Genomic DNA, 25,989 nt, shown 5'->3' on the forward strand with positions numbered 1-25,989 from the left:
GGTCAGAACCGCGTGTTTTCAAGCGCGCGCGGGATCGCATCCATCAGCTTTTGAGTGCCCCCGGCGTGATCGGCGAAGAAGGTTTCGATTGCCTGACTGTCGGGTGCAAAGCCCCCGGCAAGCGCCTCTGCCAATGCGGCGGCGTCCGCGGGGCGGGCTGCAACGCCCGCGGCCTCGGCTTCGACAAAGGGGTATTCGATGGTCCAGATCGACGGCCCGGTCATGACCGGTTTTTTCAGGGCCAGCGGTTCGATAATGTTATGCGCGCCCGCCGGAACATAACCGCCGCCGACAACCACGCGATCCGCCATTGCGAGATAGAAATACATCTCTCCGAGGCTGTCGCCCAGCAGGACATCCGGGGTTTCGACCGGATCGCCAAAGGCGGACTCGGAGAGGGCTTCGGGCAGATCACGGTTGCGACGCATCACATTTAACCCAGCTTTTTCAAGCATATCACCGATTAAGTTAAAGCGTTCTGGGCGACGGGGTACGTAAACGATCAGGGGTTTCGGGCCGCTGCCCTCGCGCAGACGTCCGATCGCATCGAGATAGATTTCGTCTTCCCCCTCAACAGTGGAGGCAAAGGTGATGACGGGGCGGTCCTTTGCCCCGAGCCAGCGGCGCGCGGCGACACCTGCGGGGGGCAGATGCGCCGGGATCGGCTGATCAAAGCGCAGCTCTCCGGTGACATGCAGGTTGGGTACACCGATGGCGTCGAAACGATCTGCCTGAAGCTGGGATTTGACAAATCCCCCGGCCATGTTGCGCATGACATCGGGGATCGGGCTGTACCATTTCTTGTCCCGCGTAATGGACTTGGTGGGGTATTGTGCGTTGCACATGAAGAGCTGGATGCGGGCGCGGCGTGCGGCCATGACCATGCGGGGCCAGATCTCGATTTCCATCACCAGCCCGTATTTTGGGCGGAAGGCGCGGAAGAACCCGGCAAAGGCCCAGGAGGTTTCAAAGGGCACCCAGACCGCACGCAGGTTTCCGGTTGCGATGGCGTCGGCAAAGACCTTCTCGGATTCGCCGCGCCCTGCCGGGGTGAAATGGGTGGTGACAACGGTTTCCCCGGCGTCGAGCAGCGCCCGGATAAGGGGCACGGCGGAACGTAGTTCACCAAGGCTCACAGCGTGGATCCAGACCGAACCGGGCAGGGGTGCGCGATAGCGGCCAAACCGTTCCGCCAGATGTGCGCCGTAGGCCGGGTCCCGCTTTGCGCGTTTGCGGATATAGAGCAGCACGGCGGGCATGCCGAGATGCCACAAGAGCGACCAGAGGCCGAGAAAGGCGCGAAATTTCAGGCTCATGGCGTGTCCTTCATGAGAGCGAGCAGGTCGGTCGCAAGAGGATCGAGCGCGGTGCGCGCCGCTTGCCAGAGCGTGTGGGCGTTGCGGGACATGTCTGGTAGGCGCGGATCACACAGGGCTGCCGCCAGTTGGCCGGGAGACACACAAAGCGCCGCATCGGCGCCGGTCAGGTGGTCGTAGTCGGCAGCGAAATTGTAGGTGTCGGGACCAAAGAGAATGGCGGTGTCGAGGGCGGCGGCTTCCCACGGGTTATGGCCGCCAATGTCATCGAACCCGCCGCCGATCAGAGCCCTGTCGGCAAGGCGGTAGAACAGGCCAAGTTCGCCATAGGTGTCGGCGATATGCACAGCGTCGGCCGGGTCGGGCAGGGCTTCGCTGCGCCGGGAATGAGGAAGATCGGCGATGGTGAGCGCATTTTCGATGTCAGGCGCACGGTCGGGGTTGCGCGGGATCAGGATCAGGAGAGATGCCGTATCTTCCTGATGGAGCGCCTTTTGCGCCGCGATGGCCTCGGCCTCATCTCCTGCATGAGTAGATGCCGCCAGCCAGACCTTGCGCCCCTTGAGCGCGGTTTGCAAAGCGCGCAACGCGCCGGGATCAAGTCCGAGGGGCGGGGCGGCGGATTTGAGCGACCCTGTCACGCGGATGTTTTCGCCGCCAAGCGCAGCAAGGCGGCGGGCGGTGCCATCTTCCTGTGCCGCGATGAGCGACATGCGAGACAGGATCGCGCGGTAGAGTGCGCGGCCTGCCTTGCGTTTTTCAAAGCTTTGGGTGGTGATGCGGGCATTGACCAGCGCCACCGGAACGGCGCGTTTGTGAGCGGCAATCACGGCGTTGGGCCAGAGATCCTGTTCAGACCAGATCGAAAGATCCGGGCGCCAGTGATCGAGAAACCGGGCGATGTATTGCGGGGCGTCGACCGGCAGAAACTGGTGTTGTGTGTTGGCAGGCAGGTTGGCCCCCATGACCTGCGCCGAGGAGCGCGCGGTGGAGGTAACGAGAAAACTGAGATCGGGGCGCTGATCGGCCATGGCGGTGATCAGGCCGCGCAGGGCGAGCACTTCTCCCAATCCCACGGCGTGCAGCGAGACAAGCGGGCCGACGGGACGCTGTGCCGTGGGTTCGGCCAGTTTCTCGCGCCAGCGCACCGGGTCTTCCTTGCCCCGCTTGAGGCGGCGGCGCAGAAGTGGCGGAGCAATCAGGGGCAGGGCGCGGCTTGCCAGTTGATAGCCCATCAGCGCGAGGCCGTTTGTGGGACGGCGCTCAGGCAAGATCGTGAAACGCCTTTTGCAGGTCCTGCTGCCAGAACGACTCGTCCTGAAGCGTGGCGACAAAGCGGTCGGCGGCGCGCCCTTCGCCAAACCCGGTATGGCCGCTATGACGCTGGCCCCATTGGGTTTTCAGGAAATCGGAAATGGCAGACCGGTCATCCGCACTGCAGGAAAAGACGGTGTCGGACTGGGCCCGGTTGGTCTGGCGCGTGCCGATATCAAGGGACGGCAGGCCAAGGAACGGCGCTTCGCGCACTCCGGCGGAGGAATTGCCGACCATGCAGGCGGCGTTTTTCATCAGTTCGGAAAAATGGTTGAACCGCATCGACGGAAATTGGCGAAAGCGGTCGGCGGGCAGCGCGTTGAGCACGGCAAAGATGTCTTCGGAACCGGGATCGTTGTTGGGAGCGATCACGATGAAATTCCTGCCCGAGGCGTCCAGTTCGGAGAACAGGGCGTGGGCCTGGGCGCCCATGGTGGCCTGTTCGGAGGTGACGGGGTGAAAGACGACGATCCCGAAATCGTCAAACGGGATGTCGTAGTGCGCCTTGACCTCGGCCAGCGTCACGCCGCTGTCACCGGCATGGAAATCCAGTTCGGGCGAGCCGACGACGTGAATTTTGCCTTCGGGTTCGCCCATCGCCATGACCCGCCGCTTGGCGTCTTCGGAACTGACAAAATGATGGCTGGCGAGCTTGGTGTTGCAGTGACGATAGATTTCGTCAATCGTGCCCGAGACCTCGCCACCTTCGATATGGGCGCAGGGGATGTAGTTCGTAGCCGCGACAAGCGCCCCGGCAAGCGCTTCGATCCGGTCGCCATGCACGACGACAAGGTCAGGGCGGGTTTCGGTGACATAGTCCGAGAATCCGACAACTGTCTTGGCCAGGATGATGTCTTGCGGATCGCCGGGCCGCTGATTCAGGAATTCATGTGCCCGCATGCCGGGCAGGCGGTGCACCTCGATTTTGGTCAGCCCGTAGCGTTCGAGCATATGCATGCCGGTCACGAAAAAGAACACCCCGAACCCCGCATCGTGCAGGGCTTCGGCGAGTGGCTTCAGCTTGCCGAAATCGGCGCGGGTGCCGGTAAGAAACAGGATGTTTCGGAACATGGTCACAGGGTCTTTCGTGCGGTCGGGCGCGCTGGGACGCTAGCTTGGAAACGGGGAGAAGGGCAAGGGGGGCTAGCCCCGAGCGGGCAGGTCGCGACTATAGCCGAAGAGATCGAAATCGCGGGCATAGAGCTTGCGAACCTTCGCAAGGGTTTCGTCGGTGTAATAATCATCAAGCGGCTTCTTGGCGGCCTTGGTCTTGTTCACCTGTTTGAGTTCGGCATCAAGGTCCAGCTCCTGCATCAACGCATTGAAATCGCTAGCAAGGTTTTCAAAACGCAGGATGCGGTCGACCGCGACCGTTCCCGTGTCATCAATCACGAAATGCGCCTGATCGGGCATGCGCGCAAAGAAGTTGTCCTTACCAAAGGCACGTTTCCGCCGGTCATCGAGGTATTCCGAAAAGGACAGGGCCGAAACGCGCTTGGCGATGCTCTCGGCGCGGAACTGCTTCATGTACTCGTAATGGGACACGGCATGAGTATAGGGGTTGCGCACCACCGCAAAGGTGAAGAAATCGTCAAACTGCGCGCGCCCAAGCTTGCGAATGAATCCGCGCGCGGTTTCGTGGCCTCGGAAATGGGCGTTCTCGACGGACTCGCGAATGGGCAGGTGACGCGAAGCGCGGCGCAAAAGCGGCTTGTTGCGGTGCCGGCTGTAGGGCATCAGCGCGCGCATCATCGCCTGACCGGCGGTTTTTGGGACGTGGACAAAGATAAAGCGGTGCGAGGTGGACAGGATCATGTGATCACCGGTTCATAGCCCAGAAGTGCAAAGTCACGCGCATAAAGTTCGTCCACCAAAGCCTTGGATTCACTGTTAAAATAACTTTGCCAGGGCCGTTTATCCGCGCGGGAAATGGTTTCGTTTTCACGTCGAAGTGTCACGTCGCCCATGCCAAGGTCATGTGCCATCTCGTCAAAATCGTCCGCCAGACTTTCAAACCGCAAGAGGCGGTGCACCAGCATCTTTTCCTGATTATCTACAAGGAAATAGGACTGGTTGGGCAAGCGGGCAAAGAACGTGTCGTTCCAGAAGGGTGGTTTCATGCGGTAGCGAAGGTAGTCGGCAAAGGACATGTTGGCGACCTTTTCCGCGATCTTGGGGATGCGGAACTGTTTCATGAACTCGTAATGCGAAACCGCGTGGTCGTAGGGGTTGCGCACAACGGCGAAGCGATGAAAGCGGTCAAACACGTTCTGACCCAGCTTGCGCCGCACTCCAGCAGCTGTTTCATGCTTGCGCAAATAGACCTTGTCAGGCGCTTCAACGATGGGCAGGCGACGGACGAACGACCGCCAGAGCGTACGCGGCGGGTAGACGCCAAACGGTTCGAGTGCACTTGTCATCGCGGTGCCCGCGGTCTTGGGCACATGCACAAAGATGAAGTTATGGCTTTCAGACAGGATCATGCGGTCAGTCCAGATCGGCCCATTTGAGCTGGGTGTTGCGGGTGACGGCGCGGGTGAGACGTTTGCCGACGACCTTGTCGAATTCATAACCCGGAATCTCGCCCGAGCCGGGGCGGCGCGCCCAGATGTCGGATTCGGTGATCACGTGGCCTTTGGGCAGGTCACGATCGGCCACCACGCTTGCGCGGGCGAATTTGTAGACCGGCTCTTCAGCCTCGGTGCGCTGTTTGGGATTGTTGGCCGCAATCCAGATTTCACGGGAGCGGTCAATCAGGTGGCGCAGTTCGCTGGGGTCCATCGAATTGATGATGTCGGGGCCAACCCTATAGCGCGTGTCAGTATAGTGCCGTTCGAGAATGCACGCGCCTAGCGCCACCGAGGCCAGCGCCATTTCCGGGCCGATCGAATGATCCGAAAAACCCACGACCGCATTGGGGAAGGCGTTTTTGAGGTCCGTAACACCCTGCAGGGAAACGATTTCCGGCGGCGAGGGGTAAAGGTTGGTGCATTCCAGCAGCGCATAGTCCACACCCGCGTCTTCTAGGATCGCCACCGAGCGGCGCATTGTGTCGATTGTCTGCATGCCAGTCGACAGGATCACCGGCTTGCCGAAGCGTGCGATGTGGCGGATCAGGGGAAGGTTATCGGCCTCGCCCGAGCCAATCTTGAAGGCGGGCACGCCCGCGTCATTCAGGAAATCCGCCGCCGCACGGGAAAAGGGCGTGGAGATGAAGATCATGCCCAACTCTTCCGTATAGCGCTTGAGTTCAAGCTCTTCCTCGCCCGAGAGCGCGCATTGCTCCATCACCTCCCAGATCGAGACATCGGCGTTCGGGGGGAAGATTTCCTTTGCTTCGTCGGTCATCTCGTCTTCAACGAAATGCGTCTGGTGCTTGACCATCTCACAGCCCGACAGCGCGGCAAGGCGCACCATCTCCTTGGCGACTGCAAGATCGCCGCCATGGTTGATACCGATCTCGGCAATTACGACGGGCGGATGATCCGGCCCAATTTCGCGGTTGCCGATTTTGATGGAGCGGTTGGACATGGGGTGGTCTCCTGCCGTGAAATGCCCTGTCGTGCTAGACGCAAAGGGATGTGGTGTAAAGTTTTTGGGACAAGACGGCGCGGCTCGGAGACGGAAGTCGACCAAAGATGTCACCGGCACATCTGCTCAGGACAAATATGGTATGTGGTGCGGCGCGGGTTTTGGTTTCAGGTGGCAAAAAGTTTGGCCCAAACGCTGTTCCGATAAACCGGAAACGGTCTTGCGCACACTGTCGTTGGGATGGATGGCGGAGAGACAGGGATTCGAACCCTGGGTCCCCGTGAAGGGACAACGGTTTTCGAGACCGCCCCGTTCGACCACTCCGGCACCTCTCCGCGGGGGTCTTGGTGAGGGCGTCGTTTAATGATGTTTGAAATGGGGCGCAAGAGCGTTTTGCATTGTTTTGACGATGAAATTGGATAGCGTGGAGTCATGACGGTATTTTTGCGGGAAATGCAGCTTGGAACGCTGCGGATATTGGGTCTGGCGATCATGGCGCTGGCCCTTGTGGGTGTGATGGGCACGGGGGGCGCACGGGCGGCGGATCGCGATCGAGTCGAAGCCTTCCTTGAGGTCACGGGTTTTGATGTCGCGCTTGATTCCATCGCCCTGTCGGCGACGTCGGCGCCGAATATGCTGGGGCTGGAGGCGGATGATTTCGGGACGCAGTGGACCTATCTGGCCGAGTCGGTGTTCGACACGGTCCTGATGCGCGAACGGGCGACCGATATACTCGAGGCGACGCTGGAAGATGATCTGCTGGCCCACGCCGCGGGTTTCTATGCCACGGACCTAGGGCAAAGGCTGGTGGTCGCGGAAAATGAAGCGCATCTGGCGGATGATGATGCGAAATACGCCGAAGGGGCCGAATTGCTGGCGGTGCTTGAGGAAAACGACGATCCCAGGATCAACCTGTTCCGGCGCATGGGGCATGCAATTGACCCCAATGACATCGGGATGCAGGCCATGACCGAAATCCAGGTGCGGTTCATCCTTGCGGCCTCCTATGCGGGGGTGATCAGCTTGCGGGTCGACGAAGACGGGCTGCGCGCGGCTTTGGCCGAGAATGCGGACGAGGTCGCCAAGGAGGTGGAGATGTCGTCCCTGCAGAACGCGGCCTATACGTACAAGGATTTCACCTTCGAGGAACTTGAGACCTACACCAAAGCGCTTGAGGAGCCTGACATGATGACGGTCTATGAGCTGATGAACGCGGTGCATTTCGAAGTCATGTCGAACCGGTTCGAGGCGCTGGCGCTGAAACTGGGGCAGATGCAGCCGGAGCAGGAATTGTGAGCCGCGCAAATCGGGGCGTTTTGTGCTATGATCGGGGCTTGGTCTCTTAGAACAGGGGGAACAGCATGACCGATCTTGACCAGATCAAATATCTCGACAGCGGCATGGCCGACGCGATCAACACAAAAGACGGCGGGGCGATCCGCAACTTCTATACGGATGACGGCGCGATCATGCCCCCCGGCGCACCGATGATGGAAGGAATCGACGCCATCCAGGATTATTGGCAGGCGGCCATGGATGCCGGGCTGAGTGGGGTGAGCATTGTCGGGGACAGCATAGATATCGACGGGGACACGGCGCTGACAGTGGGCACGCTGAGCGGAGAAATGGGCGGTCAGCCGTTGTCTGGCAAATACATCGTCTCCAGTCGCAGGACAAAGGACGGATGGCGCATCCATCGCGACATCTGGAATTTTGACGCCTGATGGTGGCAGTCGGAGCCCGCCCTGTTTGCGGGCGGGCGAAGACCTGAACGGGTGGTCATTTACCCCTTGACTAACTTCCGCTTTCCCACGATAAGCCGCCCATCTCGGCGTGAAGCGTGTGCTTTGCGCCGTGTTTTATTGAAACACAGCCCGGATCAAGGGCGCGCTGTTCGAGGCGGCTTTGCCAAAACGCCCGCAAGGGGGCCACAGGACGCGGATAGATCAAAGGAAGAAGGACATGTTCGCAGTCCTGAAGACCGGCGGCAAACAGTACAAGGTACAGGCAGGTGATATCCTGCGTGTCGAGAAACTGGCTGCAGACGCTGGCGAAAAAGTTCAGTTCAACGACGTGCTGATGCTGGGCGGTGAGAACACCGTCGTGGGCGCACCGTTTGTTGAAGGTGCCGCCGTGCAGGCAGACGTGATTGACCAGATCAAAGGCGAAAAGCTGATCAAGTTCGTCAAACGTCGTCGTAAGCACAGCTCCAAGCGCACCGTTGGCCACCGTCAGAAGCTGACCCTGGTCAAGATCACCGACATTCTGGCGTCGGGCGCCGACAAGTCGGGCGTGAAAGCCGCAATCGGGACTGGCTCTGTTGCCGCTCCTGCCGCAGCAGCCCCCGCCAAGAAGGCCGCCAAGGCCGAAGCCCCCGCCGCAGCCGCTGCTGCTGACGACCTGACCGCCATCACCGGCGTTGGTCCCGCAGCCGCAAAGAAACTGGTCGACGCAGGCATTTCCAGCTATGCTCAGCTGGCAGCCGTGGACGTGGAAACGTTCGATGCCGTCAAAGTGAAACCCGAGTGGGTTGAACAGGCCAAGGAACTGGCCAAGTAAGGCCCAAGGATTAGGAGAACAGCGATATGGCACATAAAAAAGCTGGTGGTAGCTCCCGTAACGGACGCGACTCTGCTGGTCGCCGCCTTGGCGTCAAGAAATACGGCGGTGAAGTCGTCGTTCCGGGCAACATCATCGTGCGTCAGCGCGGCACCAAGATGTGGCCGGGCGAAGGCGTTGGCATGGGTCGTGACCACACCATCTTTGCGACCGTCGACGGCAACGTGAAGTTCCACAAGGGCCTCAAAGGCCGCACCTTTATTTCGGTCCTGCCAGTGGCGGAGGCCGCTGAGTAAGCCGACCTTAAAGGTTTTCGAACATGAAGGGGGATCGGCAAAGCGCCGGTCCCCCTTTTCTTTTTGGGCAATTGAACAAACAGGCAGATCCATGAGCGTGGCCTTGGCCAGTTTCAGCGTCTTTGCGGCGAGCCAGGTGGGCACACCCGGTCCGGCGAACATGGCGTTGCTGGCGACGGGTGCGCGTTATGGATTTCGTGCCGCCCTGCCTTTCGTGGTGGGCGTGGCGCTTGGCAAGCAACTGATCATCTGGCCAATCGGTTTTGGCCTGATGTCGCTGGCCGACTCCGTGCCGGGGCTGTTTCTTGCGCTGAAGTGGATTTCGGCAGGATACATCTGCTGGTTGGCATGGCGGGTGGCGCATCTGCGGCTTGATCCGGACCGGGCAACTGTGGAGGAGGCGCCCGGCTTCCTGGCTGGCTTGTGGGTGCATCCGCTCAATCCCAAGGCCTGGGCGATGATCATCACGGGGTTTACCAATTTCGTGACCCCCGGCACCCCGGCCTTGCAGGCCACGGTGAGCATCGCCATCTGCCTGTTGGCCACGCAGGCGGTATTTCATCCGATCTGGACCCTCGCAGGGGACCGGATTGCCCGGCTTGTCGCGGGACGCCCCGCGGAACGGTATTTGATGGGCACCTTGGCGGCACTGACCGTCGCCTCGGTGCTCTATGTTGTGTTTTGAGGAGGACACGCATGAAACTTGATACGATCGTGAATCAGCCCATCATTGAAACGGATCGCTTCGTGCTGCGCCCGTTGCGGCGCTCGGACCAGGGGTTGATCGATTTTTATGCCGGGCAGGAGGACGTGGCCCGCATGACGACATCCATCCCGCACCCGCTGCCGCCAGGCGCGATCGAGGCTTTCATCGCCCGTGCGCAAAGCGATGAGCGGATCGAAGATGTCTGGGCCATGGATGGAAGCGCGTCCGAGCAACCCGAGATCATGGGGCTGATTGGCCTCAAGCGGCTGGACTCAGAGGTCAGCGAAGTTGGGTATTGGGTTGGCCCGGCTTTCTGGAATACGGGGTTGGCGTCCAAGGCGGTGCGTGCGCTGATCGAGGCCAATCCGCTGAACAACCGCGCGCTGTTCGCCAGCGTGTTCCAGGACAACCCGGCGTCGGCCCGTGTGCTGACCAATTGCGGGTTTGAATATCTCGGCGATGCCGAAAGCTTCTCGGTGGCGCGCAAGGCGTCGGTGCCGACATGGACGTACACGCTGAACCTGCGTGGAAAATGAATTGAGCCGCCCCGCCGGGCACTGTATCAGGCGGGGCAAACATCTTGAGAGGATGTAAACTATGAAATTCCTGGACCTTGCCAAGGTTTACATCCGTTCAGGCGGCGGCGGGGGCGGCTGTGTGTCGTTCCGGCGCGAGAAATACATCGAATATGGCGGACCGGATGGCGGCGACGGCGGCAATGGCGGCTCGGTCTGGGCCGAAGCGGTTGAAGGGCTGAACACGCTGATCGACTTCCGCTATCAGCAGCACTTCTTTGCTCGCAGCGGTCAGCCGGGGCGCGGACAACAGCGCACCGGGGCGAGCGGCGACGACATTGTACTTCGCGTGCCGGTCGGCACCGAAATCCTTGACGAGGATCAGGAAACGCTGATCGCCGACCTGACCGAAGTGGGGCAGCGGGTTTTGCTGGCCAAGGGCGGCAATGGCGGCTTTGGCAACCTGCATTTCAAATCGGCCACCAACCAGGCGCCGCGCCGCGCCAATCCGGGGCAGGAGGGCGTCGAGCGCACGATCTGGCTGCGACTCAAGCTGATTGCCGATGTCGGGCTTCTGGGCCTGCCCAACGCGGGCAAGTCGACCTTTCTGGCTGCCACGTCCAATGCGCGGCCCAAGATCGCGGATTATCCGTTTACCACGTTGCATCCCAACCTTGGGGTTGTGGGGGTCGACGGGGTGGAATTTGTCGTCGCGGATATTCCCGGTCTGATCGAAGGCGCCTCTGAGGGGCGTGGCCTTGGCGACCTGTTTCTTGGCCATGTCGAACGCTGCGCCGTTTTGCTGCATCTGGTCGATGGCACCTCGGGCACCTTGCTCGAGGACTATAAGACCATCGTTCAAGAGATTGGAAATTATGCACAAATCCTTGTTGACAAGCCGCGCATTACGGTGTTGAACAAGATCGACTCGCTTGATGAAGAGGAACGTGCCTTCCTCAAGGAAGAGCTTGAGGCCGTGGCCGGGACCGAGGTTCTTTTGATGTCGGGGGCTTCAAGCGAAGGCACTGTGGACGTGCTGCGCGCCTTGCGCCGCGAGATCGACGAAGACCGCCTGCGTCAGACCAAATCCGACGAGGAGGACGCGCCTTGGCAACCCTGAGCGGGGCAAAACGGGTTGTGGTCAAGATCGGGTCCGCCTTGCTGGTGGACCGGAACAGCGGGGATTTGCGCCGCGACTGGCTGATTGCACTGGCCGAGGATGTGGCCATGCTCAAGGCGCGCGGCACGGATGTGATCCTGGTTTCATCCGGCTCGATTGCTTTGGGGCGCGGGGTTCTCGGTCTGCCGCGCAGCGAATTGCCGCTGGAACAGTCGCAGGCCGCGGCGGCCGTGGGCCAGATCCGTCTGGCGCGCGCCTATGAAGAGGTTCTGGCACCGCATGACATCAAGACCGCGCAGGTTCTGGTGACGCTGGAAGACAGCGCCAACCGCCGCCGTTATCTCAATTCCCGCGCCACGCTCGAGGCGCTTCTGGGATTTGGCGTCGTGCCGATCGTGAACGAGAACGATACCGTGGCCACGGACGAAATCCGCTATGGTGACAATGACCGCCTGGCGGCGCAGGTGGCGCTGACCACCGGGGCGGACCAGTTGATTTTGCTTTCGGATGTGGACGGATTCTATTCGGACAACCCGATGACCAACCCGCAAGCGCGCCGGTTTGACGTGATCGACGACATTACGCCCGAGATCGAGGAAATGGCGGGCGAAGGCACGTCCGGACTGTCCAAGGGCGGCATGATCACCAAGCTCTTTGCCGCCAAGACCGCAACGGCGGGCGGCTGTGCGATGGCCATCACTGAAGGCAGCGCCATGCGCCCGCTGAGCGCCCTTGAAAACGGCGCCAATGCCACGTGGTTCATGGCCCAAGGCACGCCGCAACTGGCGCGCAAACGCTGGATCGGGTCGATGAAACCCAAGGGCGAAATCACCGTCGACGCCGGCGCCGCCCGCGCGCTCAAAAAAGGCAACAGCCTGCTCAGCGCCGGGGTTCGCGTGGTGAGCGGTGCTTTCGGGCGCGGCGATCCGGTGGCGATCCTGGACGCCGAGGGGCACAAGATGGGGCAGGGGCTGGTTGCCTATGCCGCGGACGAGGCCGACGCGATCAAGGGCGCGCATTCATCACAGATCGAAGCCATCCTTGGCTATCCGGGGCGCACCGCCCTCATTCACCGGGACGATATGGCCCTCTGATCTTCATCTTGCTAAAAATACTTCTGCCGGAGGCTCCCGGCATCTCAACAACGGCGAAAGGTCCAGACCGATGAAAGACATCGTAGATATCCCCGCTCTCATGGCTCAGATTGGCGCGAATGCCAAAGCAGCAAGCGCGGAACTGGCCTTTGCCCCAGCCGAGGCCAAGACCAAGGCGCTCAACGCCGCCGCCGATGCGGTCTGGGCCAATCGCGCCGAGATCATCGCGGCGAATGCCAAGGATATGGAGTTTGGCCGCGAAAAAGGTCTGTCGGCGGCGATGATGGACCGGCTGATGCTGGACGAGGCGCGTATTCAGGGCATCGTGGATGGTTTGTGCGCGGTTGCGGGTCAGGATGATCCGGTGGGTGAGGTTCTGACCGAATGGGACATGCCTTCCGGGCTGCATATCAGGCGCGTGCGCACACCGCTGGGCGTTGTCGGCGTGATCTATGAAAGCCGCCCCAACGTGACGGCAGATGCGGGCGCGCTGTGCCTCAAGTCCGGCAATGCGGTGATCCTGCGCGGCGGGTCGGAAAGCTTCCATTCCTCGGGTGCGATCCATGCCTGTCTGGTCGAGGGGCTCAAGGCGGCTGGTCTTCCGGAAACCGCGATCCAGCTTGTGCCGACGCGCGACCGCGCGGCGGTGCAGGAATTGTTGACCATGGTAGACACCGTGGACGTGATCGTGCCGCGCGGCGGCAAAGGGCTGGTGGGGCTGGTTCAGCGAGAAGCGCGCGTACCGGTTTTTGCCCATCTGGAAGGCATCGTGCATGTCTATCTGGATGCGGCTGCAGACCCGCAAAAGGCACTGGACGTGGTGATGAATGCCAAGACCCGGCGCACCGGGATCTGCGGTGCCGCGGAATGCCTGTTGATCCACGAAAGCCTTGTCGACACGATCGGGCAGGGCGTGTTGCGCGCGCTGATCGACGCCGGGGTGCGGGTGCATGCCGATGAAACCCTGCAAAAGATCGCTGGCACGGTTCCGGCAACCGCCGAGGATTGGGGCAAGGAATATCTCGACATTGATATCGCCGCGCGGGTCGTGGAGAATGTCGACGACGCGATTGCCCATATCCGTCAATACGGATCAAACCACACCGATTGCATCCTCACCGAGGATGACGCCACCGCCGCGCGGTTCTTCGAGCGGCTGGACAGCGCGATCCTGATGCGCAACGCCTCGACCCAGTTTGCCGATGGCGGAGAATTCGGCATGGGCGCCGAGATCGGGATCGCGACGGGCAAGATGCACGCGCGCGGACCCGTCGGTGCGGCGCAATTGACCAGCTTCAAATACCTGGTCGAGGGCGACGGAACGACCCGCGCCTAAAAACGCAAGGTCAGGCGGGTTTCGGTGTGCTCCACCGAAATCTGTCGGTCGTGGTCTGATGCCACCAGTGGAAAGAGGGCAAATTGCACATGGGCCGGGATCACCCGGTCCGGCGCCTTTGCGCGGGTGATCGGTTCCCACAGGTCCGGGTCGACCTTGAGCGCTCGACCTTCTCCAGAAAGAGACCAGCCCGTCGAGTCGTGGCAGATTGAGACCATTCCGCCATAGGGCAGGGCGGTTTCCATGCACATGAACGCAAGAAAGGCCAGGCGCAGATCAGTGCGTTCCACGGCCCCCTGTACCGTCCAGTCAATCTGCAGCCGTGCCCCCACGGAAATCCCGTCAAGGATCGATTGAATTTCACGCTCCTGGACCATTTGTTCTGAACCGGACAGTCCGAAGGCAATCCGAAAAAAACGAATACGCGCATTGGCGTTGCCGACACTTTCGCTGATCAGGTCGAGCTCGGGGCCCGGCTGGCCTCCGGTCAGGCCGATCAGTTCCAAACCATTCCCGATGGCCCCCACGGGGCTGATCAGGTCGTGGCAGATTCGAGAGCCTACCAATCCGGCGATTTCAGCGGTATCAGTCATGTCAAACACTCCTCGCAGGGGCACCGCCGATGGACAATCTGAACGCTTTTCTGGAACCCGGCATGTTGGTGACACATCCCGAACGGCCCGATTGGGGGCTGGGACAGGTGCAATCCAATATTGGTGGGAAGATCACCGTGAATTTCAGGGAAGCGGGGAAAGTTGTCATTGATGGGTCCCGAGTGATGCTGATGCCTGCCAGTGAGTAGCAAAGTGCTTAAGAAACCGTTTACTCGACCTTGGGTAGAGATTATGTGAGGCCGTACGCGCGTACAAGAGCCGGCAGTTGCTTTCATCGTTGCGGCTGATAAAAGGCGCAAACTGTTTCAAAAGTGACGCACCCATGAGCCGACCCGAACCCGATTTCCACCTCAAACTGGTCGAGACCGACGCTGAGCTGCAAGCCGCGCAGCGGTTGCGGTACAGGGTCTTTGTCGAGGAGCTGGGCGGCGCGGGGCCGATGGTGGATCATGTGACCCAGCTTGAAAAAGACCGGTTTGATCCGTTCTTCGACCACCTGATCCTGACCGACAGTGCGTTGGAAGCCGACCCGATTGATCAGGTCGTGGGAGTCTATCGGCTTTTGCGGCAGGAGGCTGCGAACGAGATCGGGCAGTTCTACTCGGAAGACGAATATGACCTTGGCGTGCTCAAGGGCTCGGGACGCAAGCTGCTTGAATTGGGGCGGTCCTGTCTGCACGCCGATTACCGCGGCGGCGCGGCAATGTTTCACCTCTGGAACGGATTGGCCGGGTATGTTGCAGAGCACGAGATAGAAGTGCTGTTTGGCGTCGCCAGTTTTCACGGTACCGATATTGACGCGTTGGCACAGCCGCTTTCGCTTTTGCATGCCCGTCATCTTGCGCCCGAAGATCTGCGGGTGCGCGCACAGCCGTCGCATTTCCAAAGGATGGACCTGATCCCCGAAGGTCAGATCGACCGGCGCGCCGCGATGCTGCAGGTTCCGGCGCTGATCAAGGCCTACCTGCGTCTTGGCGGGTTCGTTGGGGAGGGGGCGTTTATCGACCATCCCTTTAACACCACGGATGTGTGTCTGATCATGGATACGGCGCGGATGAACGCCAAGAACGCAGCACTTTATACCAAGGGGCGCGACCTGTGAGCCGGGAGTGGGATGATCCGGCCGACTATTTGATCCTACCTCCGATCTCTGTGATGGGCTGGGTCCGGGTGCTCCTGCGCGGGCTTGTGCTGGCGACGCTGGTGTTTGGCTGTCTTCTGATCCTTCTCCTGGTACGGCTGGTGGAAAAGCCGGTCTTTGGCTTGCATCGCCCCTGGACACCCTGGATCACGCAGTTCGTCTGTCGCAATGCGTTCCGCATTCTAGGCATGGGATTCTCGGCCCATGGGGAACTGATGACAGAGCGCGGCGCCGTAGTGGCCAACCATTCCTCATGGCTCGACATCTTTGCTCTGAACGCGCGCAAACGGATCTATTTCGTGTCCAAGGCCGAGGTGGCGAAATGGCCCGGCATTGGCTGGCTTGCCAAGGCGACGGGGACCGTGTTCATCAATCGTGATCCCAAGGAGGCACGGGCCCAGAAAGAAGTTTTCGAAGCGCGGTTGCTGGCGGGGCACAAGCTCTTGTTCTTTCCCGAGGGCACCAGCACGGACGCGATCCGGGTATTGTCGTTCAAGCCGACGCTGTTTGCAGCCTTTTTTGCCCCCGATCTGCGCAATGTCCTGCATGTGCAACCCGTCACCGTGCTTTATCACGCGCCCAAAGGGCAGGACGCGCGGTTCTATGGCTGGTGGGGCGACATGGATTTTGGACCGCACCTGTTGCATGTGCTGGCAGCGCGCAAACAGGGACGGGTCGAGCTGATCTATCACGCGCCGGTCGCAGTGCGGGATTTTGCCAACCGAAAGGCGCTGGCGGCGCATTGCGAGGCGGAAATCCGGGGTGGTCACAGGCTCCAGAGGGGCTGAGGCCAATAAAACGCGGGCTTTCGGCATGGCGGGGGTTGCCATTGCCAAAACCCTCTGGTATCGCGCGCGCATTCAAACCCGCAGGCGGGGTTTGGGTCGGGCAGGGGAGACATCCCTGTCAATCCGCCGGTTGGGGCCAAACGGTCCTCACTTCTCCCCGCCAAGGCGTAAACCGGAAAAGGAAAATAGCATGGCTCTTCCCGAGTTCACCATGCGTCAGCTGCTCGAAGCTGGCGTTCACTTTGGCCACCAGACGCAGCGTTGGAACCCCCGCATGGGCGAGTTCATCTATGGCGCGCGCAACGGCATCCACATCATGGACCTGACCCAGACCGTTCCCATGCTGGACGCGGCTCTGAACGCAGTGCGTGAAACCGTTGCCAAGGGCGGCCGCGTTCTGTTCGTGGGCACCAAGCGTCAGGCAGCTGGCCCGATCGCAGACGCAGCCGAAAAATCGGCTCAGTACTACATGAACCACCGCTGGCTGGGCGGCACGCTCACCAACTGGAAAACCGTTTCGCAGTCGATCAACCGTCTGAAGGAAATCGACGAGAAGATGGCGAACGGCGCCGAAGGCCTGACCAAGAAAGAGCGTCTGGGCATGGAACGTGACCAGGCCAAGCTGCAGGCGTCGCTGGGCGGTATCCGTGACATGGGCGGCGTTCCTGACCTGCTCTTCGTCATCGACGTGAAAAAAGAAGCCCTCGCCGTTGCCGAAGCCAACAAGCTGGGCATCCCGGTTGTGGCCGTGGTTGACACCAACTGCTCGCCCGACGGTGTGGACTACATCATCCCCGGCAACGACGACGCAGCCCGCGCGATCTCGCTTTATTGCGATCTGGCAGCACGCGCCGCACTGGACGGCATGACCGCACAGATGGGCGCCGCCGGTGTCGATCTGGGTGCTTTCGAAGAAGCCCCGATGGAAGAAGTTGTCGCCGAAGAGGCCGCGGAAGCTCCGGCCGAAGCGTAACAATTCTGATACGAGGGCAGGGTAAGCCCGCCCTCGTCACCCAGTCTTGAATTCAGCGAAACCGGTGCCCATATCGGGGCCTTCGCGTTTCGCAACAACACTTAGGAGAACCAAGATGGCGATTACTGCTGCAATGGTTAAAGAACTGCGCGAGATGACCGGCGCAGGCATGATGGACGCAAAAAAAGCGCTGACCGAAACCGACGGCGACCAGGAAGCCGCCATTGACTGGCTGCGCACGAAAGGTCTGGCGAAAGCGGCGAAGAAATCGGGCCGTATCGCAGCCGAAGGTCTGGTGGCCGTGAAGGTTGACGGCGGTAAAGGTGTTGCCGTTGAAGTGAACTCGGAAACCGACTTTGTTGGCAAGAATGCCGACTTCCAGAAGATGGTTGGCGGGATCGTGGACGTTGCCCTGACCGTAGACAACACCGAAGCTCTGCTCGACGCTGACATGGGCGGAAAATCCGTCAAAGACGTCGTGACCGACGCCGTTGCAACCATCGGTGAGAACATGTCGGTGCGTCGCATGGCGACCGTCGAAGGCGACACCGTGGTGTCCTATGTCCACAACCCGGCCACCGCCGGCATGGGCAAGATCGGCGTTCTGGTTGCCATGAAAGGCGGTGACGAGGCGTTCGGCAAGCAGGTCGCCATGCACATCGCAGCGGCCAACCCGCAGTCGCTGTCGGAGGCGGACCTGGACCCGGCCGTTGTCGAGAAAGAGAAAAGCGTTCAGATCGAGATCGCACGTGAATCGGGCAAACCCGAGCAGGTGATCGAGAAGATGATCGTCGGCCGCATGAAGAAATTCATGGCAGAAGTCACCCTGCTGGGTCAGAGCTTTGTCATCAACCCCGACCTGACCGTGGAAGCCGCGGCCAAGGAAGCGGGCGCCGAGATCGTTGGTTACGTCCGCATGGAAGTGGGCGAAGGCATCGAGAAGAAAGAAGAAGACTTTGCCGCAGAAGTGGCAAAGGCGGCTCAGGGCTAAGCCCGAACATTTTCTTCTGTCAAAAGAACCGCCCGTGCAGATACTGCGCGGGCGGTTTTTTTGTGCGGTTGCAGGGTACACACTTGTGATCATCAGCGCACAAAAAACGGCGCCGCACGAGGCGACGCCGTTTCCATTCCCGGCCTCCATAACATGGGGATGAGGAGACCCGCAGAAAAATCGGCCGATGGTCAAAATAGGCCATCAAACCGATGCCGGATTGGCTACCGGTCGACACACAGAGCCCCGCAATTACGGGGATAAGCGCCGATTTGTTCCAAAGGCCAAAGCCACCACTCACGGAACAATGCCAAAATGACATGTAAACCCTACGGTAAACAAGTCAGGTATACCCTACTTTTGACGCTACTATGCGTCAAACATGACCATCTGGCAAGTAAATCTGGTGCATGAACGACGCCTTCAGCAACGCTTGCGCGGTTGTTTCCACGTTCATCGCCTCTCGGGCGAGTCGCAGGTGCTTTTCCACGGTGGCAGGTGTACGTCCGATCAGCATCGCGATGTCCTGAATCGTCTTACCGTCTCCGACCCATTCCAACACTTCACGCTGTCGTTTCGTCAGTTCCCGTTCCGGATTGGAATAGGGCAGGGAGTGGATCTTGAGGTGGGTGATATTGTTGATCAGTTCGATTTCACGCCCGTTGCGGGCCCAGATTTCGTCGACATCGTCCTGGTTCAGACCTTCGCGCGCCACAAGCGAGATCGCACCCTTGGTGCGGGAAGACACGGCAGGAAAGCTGATTGCGTAACCGGCGTTCAGTCCGAATTGCCGGTTGATCTCAAGCACCCGAAGTTGATCTGCGTCCAGCTCTCCGTTTTCCAGGGCGCTTTGCACGATGTTCCAGCTCTTGGAGCCGGAGTTGTGCAATGTCCAATCCATCATGGGGCCATGAAAATAGAGCTGTTCTCCGAGAAACTTGTCGAGATACGCGCGCTTGTGGTTTGAAAGAATGAAGAAATCTTCCACATCACCGAGCGAGACACCGCTACGGAAATTGGTGTAGCCATAGAGGAGACGGTCAAAGCCATAGCCACTCATGCGCATGAGATGCATATCCCAGAGGGATTCGAGGCTCGTTTCGTTCATAACGGCTTCGATGTGTTCCAGCGTATCGCGCATTCGGGCTGATGACCTCTGTCGTATTTATTGAGTAATCCCAAGCCAAGGGTCAAAATACTTCATAAAGGAAACATCTTTTTACTGTCTAGAGATACTTTTTGACCCGCTGGGGCGCCGTGTTTTATGTGTAAATGTTGATATTAACATAATATGTCTTATGCGAATTTGATTGGTAAATTTTGTGACGTTAATACAATCCCCTACGGGCAGAACTTAACCTGTATCGCAACCGGGAGTCCCGAGATCCCTAAATCCAGAATAAGAGAAGACAAGTTTCCTTCTCCGCCTGCGACTATCTGTTCCACAATTCCACACAGTCGCAGGAATTCTTAACCCAGCGCATATCCAGCGCCGCGCACCGTGCGCAACGGATCCGCGCCGCCATGCACGCACAAGGCCTTGCGCAGACGCCCGATATGCACGTCGACGGTGCGGCTGTCGACATATATGTCCCTGCCCCAGACACGGTCCAGAAGCTGTTCGCGGCTCCACACGCGGCCGGGTTTCTCCATGAACGTCGTCAGGAGACGGAACTCGGTCGGTCCGAGTTTTAGCGGCTTGTCCTGACGCGTGACGCGGTGGGTTTCCGCATCCAGTACGATGTCATCAAACTCAAGCCTTTGTCCGGTTGCCGCAGGACGCACCCGACGCAACTGGTTGCGCACCCGCGCCATGAGTTCCATCACCGAATAGGGTTTGACCACATAATCGTCGGCGCCGGTTTCCAGCCCCCTCACCCGGTCCACCTCTTCGCTGCGCGCGGAAAGCATGATGATCGGAATCGCCATGGTAGCCGCACGAGTCTTGAGGCGGCGGCATATTTCGATGCCGGAAGTGCCTGGCAGCATCCAGTCGAGCACGATGATGTCGGGATTGGCTTCTTCAACCATCAAGAGCGCTTCGTCGCCGTCGGCGGCGGTTTGCACCTCAAAGCCATCGGCCTGCAGGTTGTAGGTCAACACGTCGCGCTGTGCCGGTTCGTCTTCGACGACAAGGACGGTGGGATGATCTTTGACCATGGCGCATTTGCTCCGTCGTGTTCGATTATTCCGCCTCGATGCGGGTTGCCTTGGGGCGTGTGTCTTCCGGCATCTGCCCCGTCACGAGATAAATCACCTGCTCTGCGATCGAGGTGACATGGTCGCCCATACGCTCGGTATTCTTGGCGATGAAATGCAGATGCATGCAGGGCGAAATATAGCGCGGATCTTCCATCATGAAGGTCAGAAACTCACGGAACAGGGCATTGTACATCTGGTCAATGTCGCGGTCCCGCTCGAGTACATCACGCGCGAGTTCCGCGTCACGTTGGATATAGGCGTCCAGCACGTCCTTGAGCATCAGCTGCACTTCGCGGGCCATGCGCCGAAGTCCGCCACGCGCCCCTTCGACCGGCGTCATATGCACCAGAACCGAAGTGCGCTTGGCCATGTTCTTGGCATAGTCGCCAATGCGTTCGAGGTTTGCAGCGATTTTCATCACCGATAGAACGACACGGAGGTCCACTGCCGTGGGCGCGCGCAATGCGAGCACCTGCGCGCAATCGGCGTTGATCTGGTCTTCGAGTTCGTCGATCGCCTGGTCGGCATTGCGCACTTGTTCGGCCAGTTCCTCGTCACGGTTCTTGAGCGATTTTGAGGCGTCGAGAATGGCCGCTTCGACCAGCCCGCCCATTTTCATCACTTTGGCCTGAATGGCCTCCAAGTCCCGGTCAAACCCCGAGACAATGTGCTGTTCTTCGTTCATGTCGTCTCGCTCCTTAGCCGATACGGCCCGTGATGTAGCTTTCGGTCCGCTCATCCTTGGGGTTGGTGAAAATCTGCGAGGTGTCGCCGTATTCAACAAGGTTCCCAAGGTGGAAAAACGCGGTTTTCTGGCTGACGCGCGCGGCCTGTTGCATCGAGTGGGTCACGATGACAACCGAATACTGGTTGCGCAACTCGTCGATCAATTCCTCGACCTGCGCGGTGGCGATCGGGTCGAGCGCCGAACAGGGTTCGTCCATCAGCAGAACTTCGGGTTCGGTGGCCACGGCACGGGCAATACAAAGGCGTTGTTGCTGACCGCCCGAAAGTCCGGTCCCGGGCGCTTGCAGGCGATCCTTGACCTCGTCCCAGATGGCCCCGCGGCGCAGGGACTTCTCGACGATCTCATCAAGATCGGCCTTGGATTTGGCAAGGCCGTGGATGCGCGGACCATAGGCCACGTTGTCATAGATCGACTTTGGAAACGGGTTGGGTTTCTGGAACACCATGCCCACCTTGGCGCGCAGCTGGACCGGATCGACCTTCTTGTCATAGATGTCTTCGCCGTCCAAAAGGATGTCACCCTCAACGCGGCATACATCAATTGTGTCGTTCATCCGGTTGATGCAACGCAGAAAAGTCGATTTGCCACAACCAGATGGACCGATGAATGCGGTCACGGATCTGGCCTCGATATCGACATTCACGTCTTTGATGGCATGGGTGTCACCATAATAGACCTGAACGTTTCGTGCGGAGATTTTTGTTTCGGTCTGGACCACGGTGTCCCCCAGGGTAGGTGCGTCAAACATATTAGAGTTCCTTTGCTTACCAGCGGCGCTCGAACCGCCGGCGCAGGATGACTGCAAGAGTGTTCATCGAGATCAGGAAGATCAAGAGGATGATGATCCCGCCCCAGGCCCGTTCGTAAAAGGCCGGGTCGGCGCGTTTCGCCCATTCATAGATCTGGGCGGGCATGGCCGAGTTGGGCGACAACAGCCCTTCGCCGATGGTCTCGGGCATGTTGGAGGCGATAAAGCCGATCATGCCGATGAGCAGCAATGGCGCTGTTTCACCAAGCGCCTGTGCCAGACCGATGATGGTTCCGGTCAGGATACCGGGCGCAGCCAGCGGCAGAACATGGTGGAACACGGATTGCATTTTCGAGGCCCCTACCCCAAGTGCCGCGTCGCGGATCGAGGGCGGAACCGATTTCAGCGACGCGCGCGTCGAGATGATGATGGTCGGCAGGGTCATCAGCGTCAGCACCAGCCCGCCCACAAGCGGTGCGGATTGCGGCAGGTGCATGTAGTTGATGAACACCGCAAGGCCAAGGATACCAAACACGATCGACGGCACGGCGGCGAGGTTCGAGATATTCACTTCGATGATGTCTGTGATCCAGTTCTTGGGCGCAAACTCCTCGAGATAGATCGACGCCGCGACACCAATCGGGAGCGCGAGCGCGAGGACAACGAGCATCATGAACAACGACCCCATCATCGCCACGCCCATACCAGCCGCTTCGGGGCGTTGGTCAGAAGCGTCAGCACCGATGATGAAGTCTATGTTGAAGGTCTTTTTCAGCACGCCCGCGTCGACAAGCTGATCGGCGAAATCTAGCTGCGCCGGGGTGACGTTCTTGTCGTTGGCGATGCTGTCACGGGTCACGCGCCCCTTGAGATAGCCGTCGATGCGGCTGTTGGCGAGGAAGCGGAACTCGATGGTTTCCCCGATCTTCTCGGGATTGGCAATCACGTAGTCGCGAAGTTGGGCCGCTGCCGATTTCGAGAGCATCCCGGCCATGTCCTTGGACTTGAGCGCGGTGTCGATGCCGTTGGCCGCAGTGGTCTTTTCAAAGGCCGTCTTGATCAGCGGCGCATAGCCGAAGGTCGTGACCTTCTTGATCTTTTCGATGTCGCGTTCGCCGGTCTTGTCGAGTTTGCTTTCCAGAAGTTCGACTTGCATCGTGATAAAGCTTTGTTGAAACGCGCCGACGCCCTTGGACAGGATCGTGTAAACCAGCGCGATCAGCATCAGCAGGCCAATGCCAATGGCGACAACGCCATAGGCTTTGAACCGGACTTCGGCTGCATTGCGGCGTTTGGTGCGGACGTCCTGTTCATGAATTGAGCCGTGGGTCTTGGCGGTGGGCATGGAGGCGTCACTCATTCGTATTGCTCCCGGTATTTGCGCACGATGAAGAGCGCGAGCACGTTGAGGCCTAGGGTCAGGACAAAGAGGGTCAGGCCCAGGGCAAAGGCCACGAGGGTTTCGGGGCTGGCGAAATCGCCGTCGCCGGTCAGCTGACTGACGATCCGGGTGGTGATGGTGGTCATCGACTCAAATGGGTTGAGCGAGAACTTGGCAATGGCCCCTGCCCCCATGACCACGATCATGGTCTCACCAATGGCGCGGCTGGCTGCGAGCAGGATGGCACCGACGATGCCCGGCAGGGCGGCGGGGATCACAACCTGGCGGATGGTCTCGGACGGCGTTGCGCCAAGGCCCAGCGAGCCGTCACGCATGGATTGCGGTACGGCATTGATGATGTCGTCAGAAAGCGAGCTGACAAAGGGAATGAGCATGATGCCCATCACCGCCCCGGCGGTCAGCACCGAGGTCGCACCCGACATCCAGTCAACGCCCAATGCACCGTTCTGGCCAAACAGGTTGACCAGCATGGGCCCAACGGTCAGCAGCGCAAAAAGACCGTAAACGATGGTCGGGATACCGGCGAGGATTTCCAGGAGCGGCTTGGCAATGGCGCGGGTTTTGGGGCCGGCATATTCCGACAGATAGATCGCGGCAAAGAGGCCCACGGGCACGGCCACCAGAAGCGCGATGAACGAGATATAGAGCGTGCCCCACAAGAGTGGCAGGATCGACAGATCCGAGTCGCCCCGGAAGTTGGGCGCCCATGTATCGCCGAAGAAGAAGTCGGCGGCGGAGTGCAGGCGGAAGAAGTTGATCGATTCAAACAGCATCGACAGAACAATGCCAACGGTGGTCAGGATTGCCAGCGAGGCCGCTGACATCAAGAGGATCAGAACCGCGCGTTCGACCACGTTGCGGGCGCGGTAGGCCCCGTGGCTATTACGCACCGACAGGACAAACCCGATCAGCCCGAGCGTGATCACCACGACGGTCATGGCCAGATTGCCGGTATGCGAAAGGCTGCGATAGCTCTGTGCGGCGTTCAGCACTTCGGGGCGAACCTCCTGCCCCAGCGCCACACCGACGTCACCAAGTAGCGCCCGGATATCCGTTTCCTCGACGCGCAGCCCATTGGCGTCCTGATTGGAGAGCGCGCCCTGCACAACCGCCGCGTCCAATCCATCAGCCACGCGGCGCACATCGGCCATGACCAAGTTCAGGTTCGAGCCTTCGGGGATCAACTCGGCAGGTAACAGGCCGGATACCGAGCGTTCGATCAGCATCGGCTGGGCCAGCAACCAGAGCACCAGAACCCCAAGGGCGGGCACAAGAACGCTGATCGCGACATTGGCGCCATAATAGACGGGCAGCGAATGCAGGTTGCGCCCGTCACCCTGAACAGAGCTCAGCGCGCGGGAGCGTCCAACAAAATACCCCGCCACGGCAAGGGCGAGGATGATCAGGACAAGCCAGGAAACAGGCATGGAGGAAAGCCTATGCGTTTGGAAGGGAACGGGCGGCGCAGGTGGATGCGCCGCCCGAAAGGTCGGTTACATGTTCGAGCCCATGATGGCTTCGTCCGCTACGGCGGACTGGGTGTCGGCCAGCTCGGGATCCGAAACCAGACCGTATTCGGCCAGCGGGCCGTCGGGGCCTGCGATCTCGTCGGCGATGAAGAATTCCGCGTATTCTTTCAGGCCGGGGATCACGCCGATATGGGCTTTCTTGACGTAGAAATAGAGCGGGCGCGACACCGGGTATTCGCCGGTTGCGATCGACTCGGTGGAGGGAACGATGCCAGACATGGTCGCAACCTGCAGCTTGTCGGTGTTGTTCTCGTAGAAGGCCAGACCAAAGACGCCGATGCCGTCTTTGTTGCTTTCGATGCGGGCCAGCGTTTCGGTGTAGTCACCGTCGATGTCGACCGACACGCCATCGGTGCGCAGCGAGATACAGGCTTTCTCGGCTGCTTTTTTCTTGGCTTTGTCGGTGTCGCCTTCGGCATGGGCCAGCAGGTGTTCGAACGCGCCGGTGGCTTCGCAGCCCGCCAGGATCACCTTGTCTTCGAACACTTCGCGGGTGCCGTGCTTGGTGCCGGGGACAAATGCCTGGATCGGCTGAGCGGGGAAGTTGGCGTTCACGTCGGCCCAGGTCTTGTTCGGGTTGTCGACCAGCGCGCCGTCAACCATGACCTTGTCCGACAGGGCCAGGAACCAATCCGTCGGGGTGAATTCGAAGCCGTTGCCGTTGATGTCGCTGGCAAAGACGATGCCGTCATAGCCGATGCGCACTTCGATGATGTCGGTAACGCCGTTTTCGGCGCAGGCCTTGATTTCCTTGTCCTTGATCTTGCGCGAGGCGTTGGCCACGTCGATGGTGTTTTCACCCACACCTTCGCAGAAGCGCTTGAGACCTGCCGAGGACCCGCCCGATTCAACTACCGGGGTCGGGAAGTCAAAGTTTTCACCAAAGGCTTCGGCAACGATCGACGCATAAGGCAGAACGGTCGACGACCCGGCCACCTGAACCTGATCACGCGCGGCGGCGGAGGTGGCGGCGACGGCGGCGATGGCCAGGGCGGATGCGGTCAGTTTGACGGACATGTAAATAACTCCATTTGTCTCTGACTGTCAGAAGATCAGTCTCGGAGCG

Annotated in this window: 28 protein-coding genes and 1 tRNA gene; 14 read left to right on the forward strand and 15 right to left on the reverse strand. The window is 60.0% G+C overall.

The genetic code is table 11. The features are described from left to right. Positions 1–2 precede the first annotated feature (2 nt). From ACS3QZ_RS04375 to ACS3QZ_RS04405, 7 genes are all read right to left on the reverse strand, one after another. Entirely contained in the window at positions 3–1,316 is a 1,314-nt protein-coding gene (locus ACS3QZ_RS04375; RefSeq protein WP_456036736.1) for a 3-deoxy-D-manno-octulosonic acid transferase, read from the reverse strand. Continuing rightward, entirely contained in the window at positions 1,313–2,587 is a 1,275-nt protein-coding gene (locus ACS3QZ_RS04380; protein ID WP_456036737.1) for a 3-deoxy-D-manno-octulosonic acid transferase, read from the reverse strand. Before ACS3QZ_RS04380 ends, ACS3QZ_RS04375 begins: the two co-directional genes overlap by 4 nt. Further along, positions 2,580–3,701, reverse strand: a complete 1,122-nt coding sequence (gene neuC / locus ACS3QZ_RS04385; RefSeq protein WP_456036738.1) for a UDP-N-acetylglucosamine 2-epimerase — start codon at positions 3,699–3,701, stop codon at positions 2,580–2,582. Before neuC ends, ACS3QZ_RS04380 begins: the two co-directional genes overlap by 8 nt. 72 nt (positions 3,702–3,773) lie before the next feature. Beyond that, entirely contained in the window at positions 3,774–4,445 is a 672-nt protein-coding gene (locus ACS3QZ_RS04390; RefSeq protein ID WP_456036739.1) for a sulfotransferase family 2 domain-containing protein, read from the reverse strand. After that, entirely contained in the window at positions 4,442–5,113 is a 672-nt protein-coding gene (locus tag ACS3QZ_RS04395; RefSeq protein ID WP_456036740.1) for a sulfotransferase family 2 domain-containing protein, read from the reverse strand. The genes ACS3QZ_RS04390 and ACS3QZ_RS04395 overlap by 4 nt, the downstream gene beginning before the upstream one ends. Positions 5,114–5,117: 4 nt before the next feature. Beyond that, positions 5,118–6,161, reverse strand: coding sequence for an N-acetylneuraminate synthase family protein (locus ACS3QZ_RS04400; protein WP_456036741.1), 1,044 nt, complete (start codon positions 6,159–6,161; stop codon positions 5,118–5,120). A 245-nt stretch (positions 6,162–6,406) separates the two neighbouring features. Next, positions 6,407–6,496, reverse strand: a tRNA-Ser gene (locus tag ACS3QZ_RS04405). 97 nt (positions 6,497–6,593) lie between these two features. Between ACS3QZ_RS04405 and ACS3QZ_RS04410 the strand changes: the two genes are divergently transcribed. The 9 genes from ACS3QZ_RS04410 (at position 6,594) to ACS3QZ_RS04450 (ending at position 13,787) form a co-directional block, all read left to right on the forward strand. After that, positions 6,594–7,457 (forward strand): DUF2059 domain-containing protein, encoded by an 864-nt coding sequence (locus ACS3QZ_RS04410; RefSeq protein WP_456036742.1) that lies wholly within the window; start codon positions 6,594–6,596, stop codon positions 7,455–7,457. A 65-nt stretch (positions 7,458–7,522) separates the two neighbouring features. Beyond that, positions 7,523–7,885 (forward strand): YybH family protein, encoded by a 363-nt coding sequence (locus ACS3QZ_RS04415; protein WP_456036743.1) that lies wholly within the window; start codon positions 7,523–7,525, stop codon positions 7,883–7,885. A gap of 238 nt (positions 7,886–8,123) precedes the next feature. Further along, entirely contained in the window at positions 8,124–8,720 is a 597-nt protein-coding gene (locus ACS3QZ_RS04420; protein WP_456036744.1) for a 50S ribosomal protein L21, read from the forward strand. Between the two features lie 26 nt (positions 8,721–8,746). After that, a complete protein-coding gene (gene rpmA, locus ACS3QZ_RS04425; RefSeq protein WP_093096755.1) occupies positions 8,747–9,016 on the forward strand; it encodes a 50S ribosomal protein L27 in 270 nt (89 codons plus the stop codon). 91 nt (positions 9,017–9,107) lie between these two features. Beyond that, entirely contained in the window at positions 9,108–9,701 is a 594-nt protein-coding gene (locus ACS3QZ_RS04430; protein WP_456036745.1) for a LysE family translocator, read from the forward strand. 11 nt (positions 9,702–9,712) lie between these two features. Next, on the forward strand, positions 9,713–10,258 hold the full coding sequence (locus ACS3QZ_RS04435; RefSeq protein WP_456036746.1) for a GNAT family N-acetyltransferase: 546 nt from the start codon (positions 9,713–9,715) through the stop codon (positions 10,256–10,258). A gap of 61 nt (positions 10,259–10,319) precedes the next feature. Beyond that, entirely contained in the window at positions 10,320–11,357 is a 1,038-nt protein-coding gene (gene obgE, locus ACS3QZ_RS04440; protein ID WP_456036747.1) for a GTPase ObgE, read from the forward strand. Continuing rightward, positions 11,345–12,451 (forward strand): glutamate 5-kinase, encoded by a 1,107-nt coding sequence (gene proB / locus ACS3QZ_RS04445; protein WP_456036748.1) that lies wholly within the window; start codon positions 11,345–11,347, stop codon positions 12,449–12,451. Before obgE ends, proB begins: the two co-directional genes overlap by 13 nt. Positions 12,452–12,521: 70 nt before the next feature. After that, on the forward strand, positions 12,522–13,787 hold the full coding sequence (locus ACS3QZ_RS04450) for a glutamate-5-semialdehyde dehydrogenase (protein WP_456036749.1): 1,266 nt from the start codon (positions 12,522–12,524) through the stop codon (positions 13,785–13,787). On the opposite strand, the gene ACS3QZ_RS04455 is transcribed toward ACS3QZ_RS04450, so the two are convergent. Then, positions 13,784–14,380: a histidine phosphotransferase family protein gene (locus ACS3QZ_RS04455; RefSeq protein ID WP_456036750.1), complete on the reverse strand. Its 597-nt coding sequence runs from the start codon at positions 14,378–14,380 to the stop codon at positions 13,784–13,786. The two genes, ACS3QZ_RS04450 and ACS3QZ_RS04455, sit on opposite strands and share 4 nt — an antisense overlap. A gap of 29 nt (positions 14,381–14,409) precedes the next feature. Between ACS3QZ_RS04455 and ACS3QZ_RS04460 the strand changes: the two genes are divergently transcribed. The 5 genes from ACS3QZ_RS04460 (at position 14,410) to tsf (ending at position 18,294) form a co-directional block, all read left to right on the forward strand. Then, entirely contained in the window at positions 14,410–14,589 is a 180-nt protein-coding gene (locus tag ACS3QZ_RS04460) for a DUF3553 domain-containing protein (RefSeq protein ID WP_456036751.1), read from the forward strand. A gap of 134 nt (positions 14,590–14,723) precedes the next feature. Beyond that, entirely contained in the window at positions 14,724–15,503 is a 780-nt protein-coding gene (gene olsB / locus ACS3QZ_RS04465) for an L-ornithine N(alpha)-acyltransferase (RefSeq protein ID WP_456036752.1), read from the forward strand. Continuing rightward, positions 15,500–16,330: a lyso-ornithine lipid O-acyltransferase gene (gene olsA / locus ACS3QZ_RS04470; RefSeq protein ID WP_458722348.1), complete on the forward strand. Its 831-nt coding sequence runs from the start codon at positions 15,500–15,502 to the stop codon at positions 16,328–16,330. The genes olsB and olsA overlap by 4 nt, the downstream gene beginning before the upstream one ends. 190 nt (positions 16,331–16,520) lie before the next feature. Beyond that, on the forward strand, positions 16,521–17,303 hold the full coding sequence (gene rpsB, locus ACS3QZ_RS04475; RefSeq protein WP_456036753.1) for a 30S ribosomal protein S2: 783 nt from the start codon (positions 16,521–16,523) through the stop codon (positions 17,301–17,303). 115 nt (positions 17,304–17,418) lie between these two features. Next, on the forward strand, positions 17,419–18,294 hold the full coding sequence (gene tsf, locus ACS3QZ_RS04480) for a translation elongation factor Ts (RefSeq protein ID WP_456036754.1): 876 nt from the start codon (positions 17,419–17,421) through the stop codon (positions 18,292–18,294). Between the two features lie 376 nt (positions 18,295–18,670). On the opposite strand, the gene ACS3QZ_RS04485 is transcribed toward tsf, so the two are convergent. The 7 genes from ACS3QZ_RS04485 to ACS3QZ_RS04515 form a co-directional block, all read right to left on the reverse strand. Then, entirely contained in the window at positions 18,671–19,435 is a 765-nt protein-coding gene (locus ACS3QZ_RS04485; RefSeq protein ID WP_456036755.1) for a LuxR family transcriptional regulator, read from the reverse strand. A gap of 329 nt (positions 19,436–19,764) precedes the next feature. Next, entirely contained in the window at positions 19,765–20,454 is a 690-nt protein-coding gene (phoB, locus tag ACS3QZ_RS04490) for a phosphate regulon transcriptional regulator PhoB (protein ID WP_456036756.1), read from the reverse strand. Between the two features lie 25 nt (positions 20,455–20,479). Beyond that, positions 20,480–21,181, reverse strand: a complete 702-nt coding sequence (gene phoU, locus ACS3QZ_RS04495) for a phosphate signaling complex protein PhoU (RefSeq protein ID WP_093094199.1) — start codon at positions 21,179–21,181, stop codon at positions 20,480–20,482. 13 nt (positions 21,182–21,194) lie between these two features. Beyond that, positions 21,195–21,992 (reverse strand): phosphate ABC transporter ATP-binding protein PstB, encoded by a 798-nt coding sequence (pstB, locus tag ACS3QZ_RS04500; RefSeq protein WP_456036757.1) that lies wholly within the window; start codon positions 21,990–21,992, stop codon positions 21,195–21,197. A gap of 16 nt (positions 21,993–22,008) precedes the next feature. Further along, a complete protein-coding gene (pstA, locus tag ACS3QZ_RS04505; RefSeq protein WP_456036758.1) occupies positions 22,009–23,352 on the reverse strand; it encodes a phosphate ABC transporter permease PstA in 1,344 nt (447 codons plus the stop codon). Next, complete coding sequence (pstC, locus tag ACS3QZ_RS04510; RefSeq protein ID WP_456036759.1) at positions 23,349–24,821, reverse strand: phosphate ABC transporter permease subunit PstC; 1,473 nt, start codon at positions 24,819–24,821, stop codon at positions 23,349–23,351. The genes pstA and pstC overlap by 4 nt, the downstream gene beginning before the upstream one ends. A 66-nt stretch (positions 24,822–24,887) precedes the next feature. Further along, complete coding sequence (locus ACS3QZ_RS04515) at positions 24,888–25,940, reverse strand: substrate-binding domain-containing protein (RefSeq protein ID WP_456036760.1); 1,053 nt, start codon at positions 25,938–25,940, stop codon at positions 24,888–24,890. Positions 25,941–25,989: the final 49 nt, after the last annotated feature.

This window comes from Shimia sp. W99 (genome assembly GCF_053851455.3).

Bases quoted from the DNA above. Each gene is read 5' to 3' on its own strand.
- tsf (WP_456036754.1), top strand. From the start codon at position 17,419: ATGGCGATTACTGCTGCAATGGTTAAAGAACTGCGCGAGATGACCGGC.
- olsB (WP_456036752.1), top strand. From the start codon at position 14,724: ATGAGCCGACCCGAACCCGATTTCCACCTCAAACTGGTCGAGACCGAC.
- rpmA (WP_093096755.1), top strand. From the start codon at position 8,747: ATGGCACATAAAAAAGCTGGTGGTAGCTCCCGTAACGGACGCGACTCT.
- ACS3QZ_RS04450 (WP_456036749.1), top strand. From the start codon at position 12,522: ATGAAAGACATCGTAGATATCCCCGCTCTCATGGCTCAGATTGGCGCG.
- ACS3QZ_RS04415 (WP_456036743.1), top strand. From the start codon at position 7,523: ATGACCGATCTTGACCAGATCAAATATCTCGACAGCGGCATGGCCGAC.
- rpsB (WP_456036753.1), top strand. From the start codon at position 16,521: ATGGCTCTTCCCGAGTTCACCATGCGTCAGCTGCTCGAAGCTGGCGTT.
- ACS3QZ_RS04375 (WP_456036736.1), bottom strand. From the start codon at position 1,316: ATGAGCCTGAAATTTCGCGCCTTTCTCGGCCTCTGGTCGCTCTTGTGG.
- ACS3QZ_RS04460 (WP_456036751.1), top strand. From the start codon at position 14,410: ATGGACAATCTGAACGCTTTTCTGGAACCCGGCATGTTGGTGACACAT.
- pstA (WP_456036758.1), bottom strand. From the start codon at position 23,352: ATGAGTGACGCCTCCATGCCCACCGCCAAGACCCACGGCTCAATTCAT.
- ACS3QZ_RS04400 (WP_456036741.1), bottom strand. From the start codon at position 6,161: ATGTCCAACCGCTCCATCAAAATCGGCAACCGCGAAATTGGGCCGGAT.
- neuC (WP_456036738.1), bottom strand. From the start codon at position 3,701: ATGTTCCGAAACATCCTGTTTCTTACCGGCACCCGCGCCGATTTCGGC.
- ACS3QZ_RS04395 (WP_456036740.1), bottom strand. From the start codon at position 5,113: ATGATCCTGTCTGAAAGCCATAACTTCATCTTTGTGCATGTGCCCAAG.
- ACS3QZ_RS04455 (WP_456036750.1), bottom strand. From the start codon at position 14,380: ATGACTGATACCGCTGAAATCGCCGGATTGGTAGGCTCTCGAATCTGC.
- ACS3QZ_RS04420 (WP_456036744.1), top strand. From the start codon at position 8,124: ATGTTCGCAGTCCTGAAGACCGGCGGCAAACAGTACAAGGTACAGGCA.
- ACS3QZ_RS04430 (WP_456036745.1), top strand. From the start codon at position 9,108: ATGAGCGTGGCCTTGGCCAGTTTCAGCGTCTTTGCGGCGAGCCAGGTG.
- phoU (WP_093094199.1), bottom strand. From the start codon at position 21,181: ATGAACGAAGAACAGCACATTGTCTCGGGGTTTGACCGGGACTTGGAG.
- ACS3QZ_RS04390 (WP_456036739.1), bottom strand. From the start codon at position 4,445: ATGATCCTGTCCACCTCGCACCGCTTTATCTTTGTCCACGTCCCAAAA.
- pstB (WP_456036757.1), bottom strand. From the start codon at position 21,992: ATGTTTGACGCACCTACCCTGGGGGACACCGTGGTCCAGACCGAAACA.
- ACS3QZ_RS04515 (WP_456036760.1), bottom strand. From the start codon at position 25,940: ATGTCCGTCAAACTGACCGCATCCGCCCTGGCCATCGCCGCCGTCGCC.
- ACS3QZ_RS04435 (WP_456036746.1), top strand. From the start codon at position 9,713: ATGAAACTTGATACGATCGTGAATCAGCCCATCATTGAAACGGATCGC.
- ACS3QZ_RS04485 (WP_456036755.1), bottom strand. From the start codon at position 19,435: ATGCGCGATACGCTGGAACACATCGAAGCCGTTATGAACGAAACGAGC.
- phoB (WP_456036756.1), bottom strand. From the start codon at position 20,454: ATGGTCAAAGATCATCCCACCGTCCTTGTCGTCGAAGACGAACCGGCA.
- ACS3QZ_RS04410 (WP_456036742.1), top strand. From the start codon at position 6,594: ATGACGGTATTTTTGCGGGAAATGCAGCTTGGAACGCTGCGGATATTG.
- obgE (WP_456036747.1), top strand. From the start codon at position 10,320: ATGAAATTCCTGGACCTTGCCAAGGTTTACATCCGTTCAGGCGGCGGC.
- pstC (WP_456036759.1), bottom strand. From the start codon at position 24,821: ATGCCTGTTTCCTGGCTTGTCCTGATCATCCTCGCCCTTGCCGTGGCG.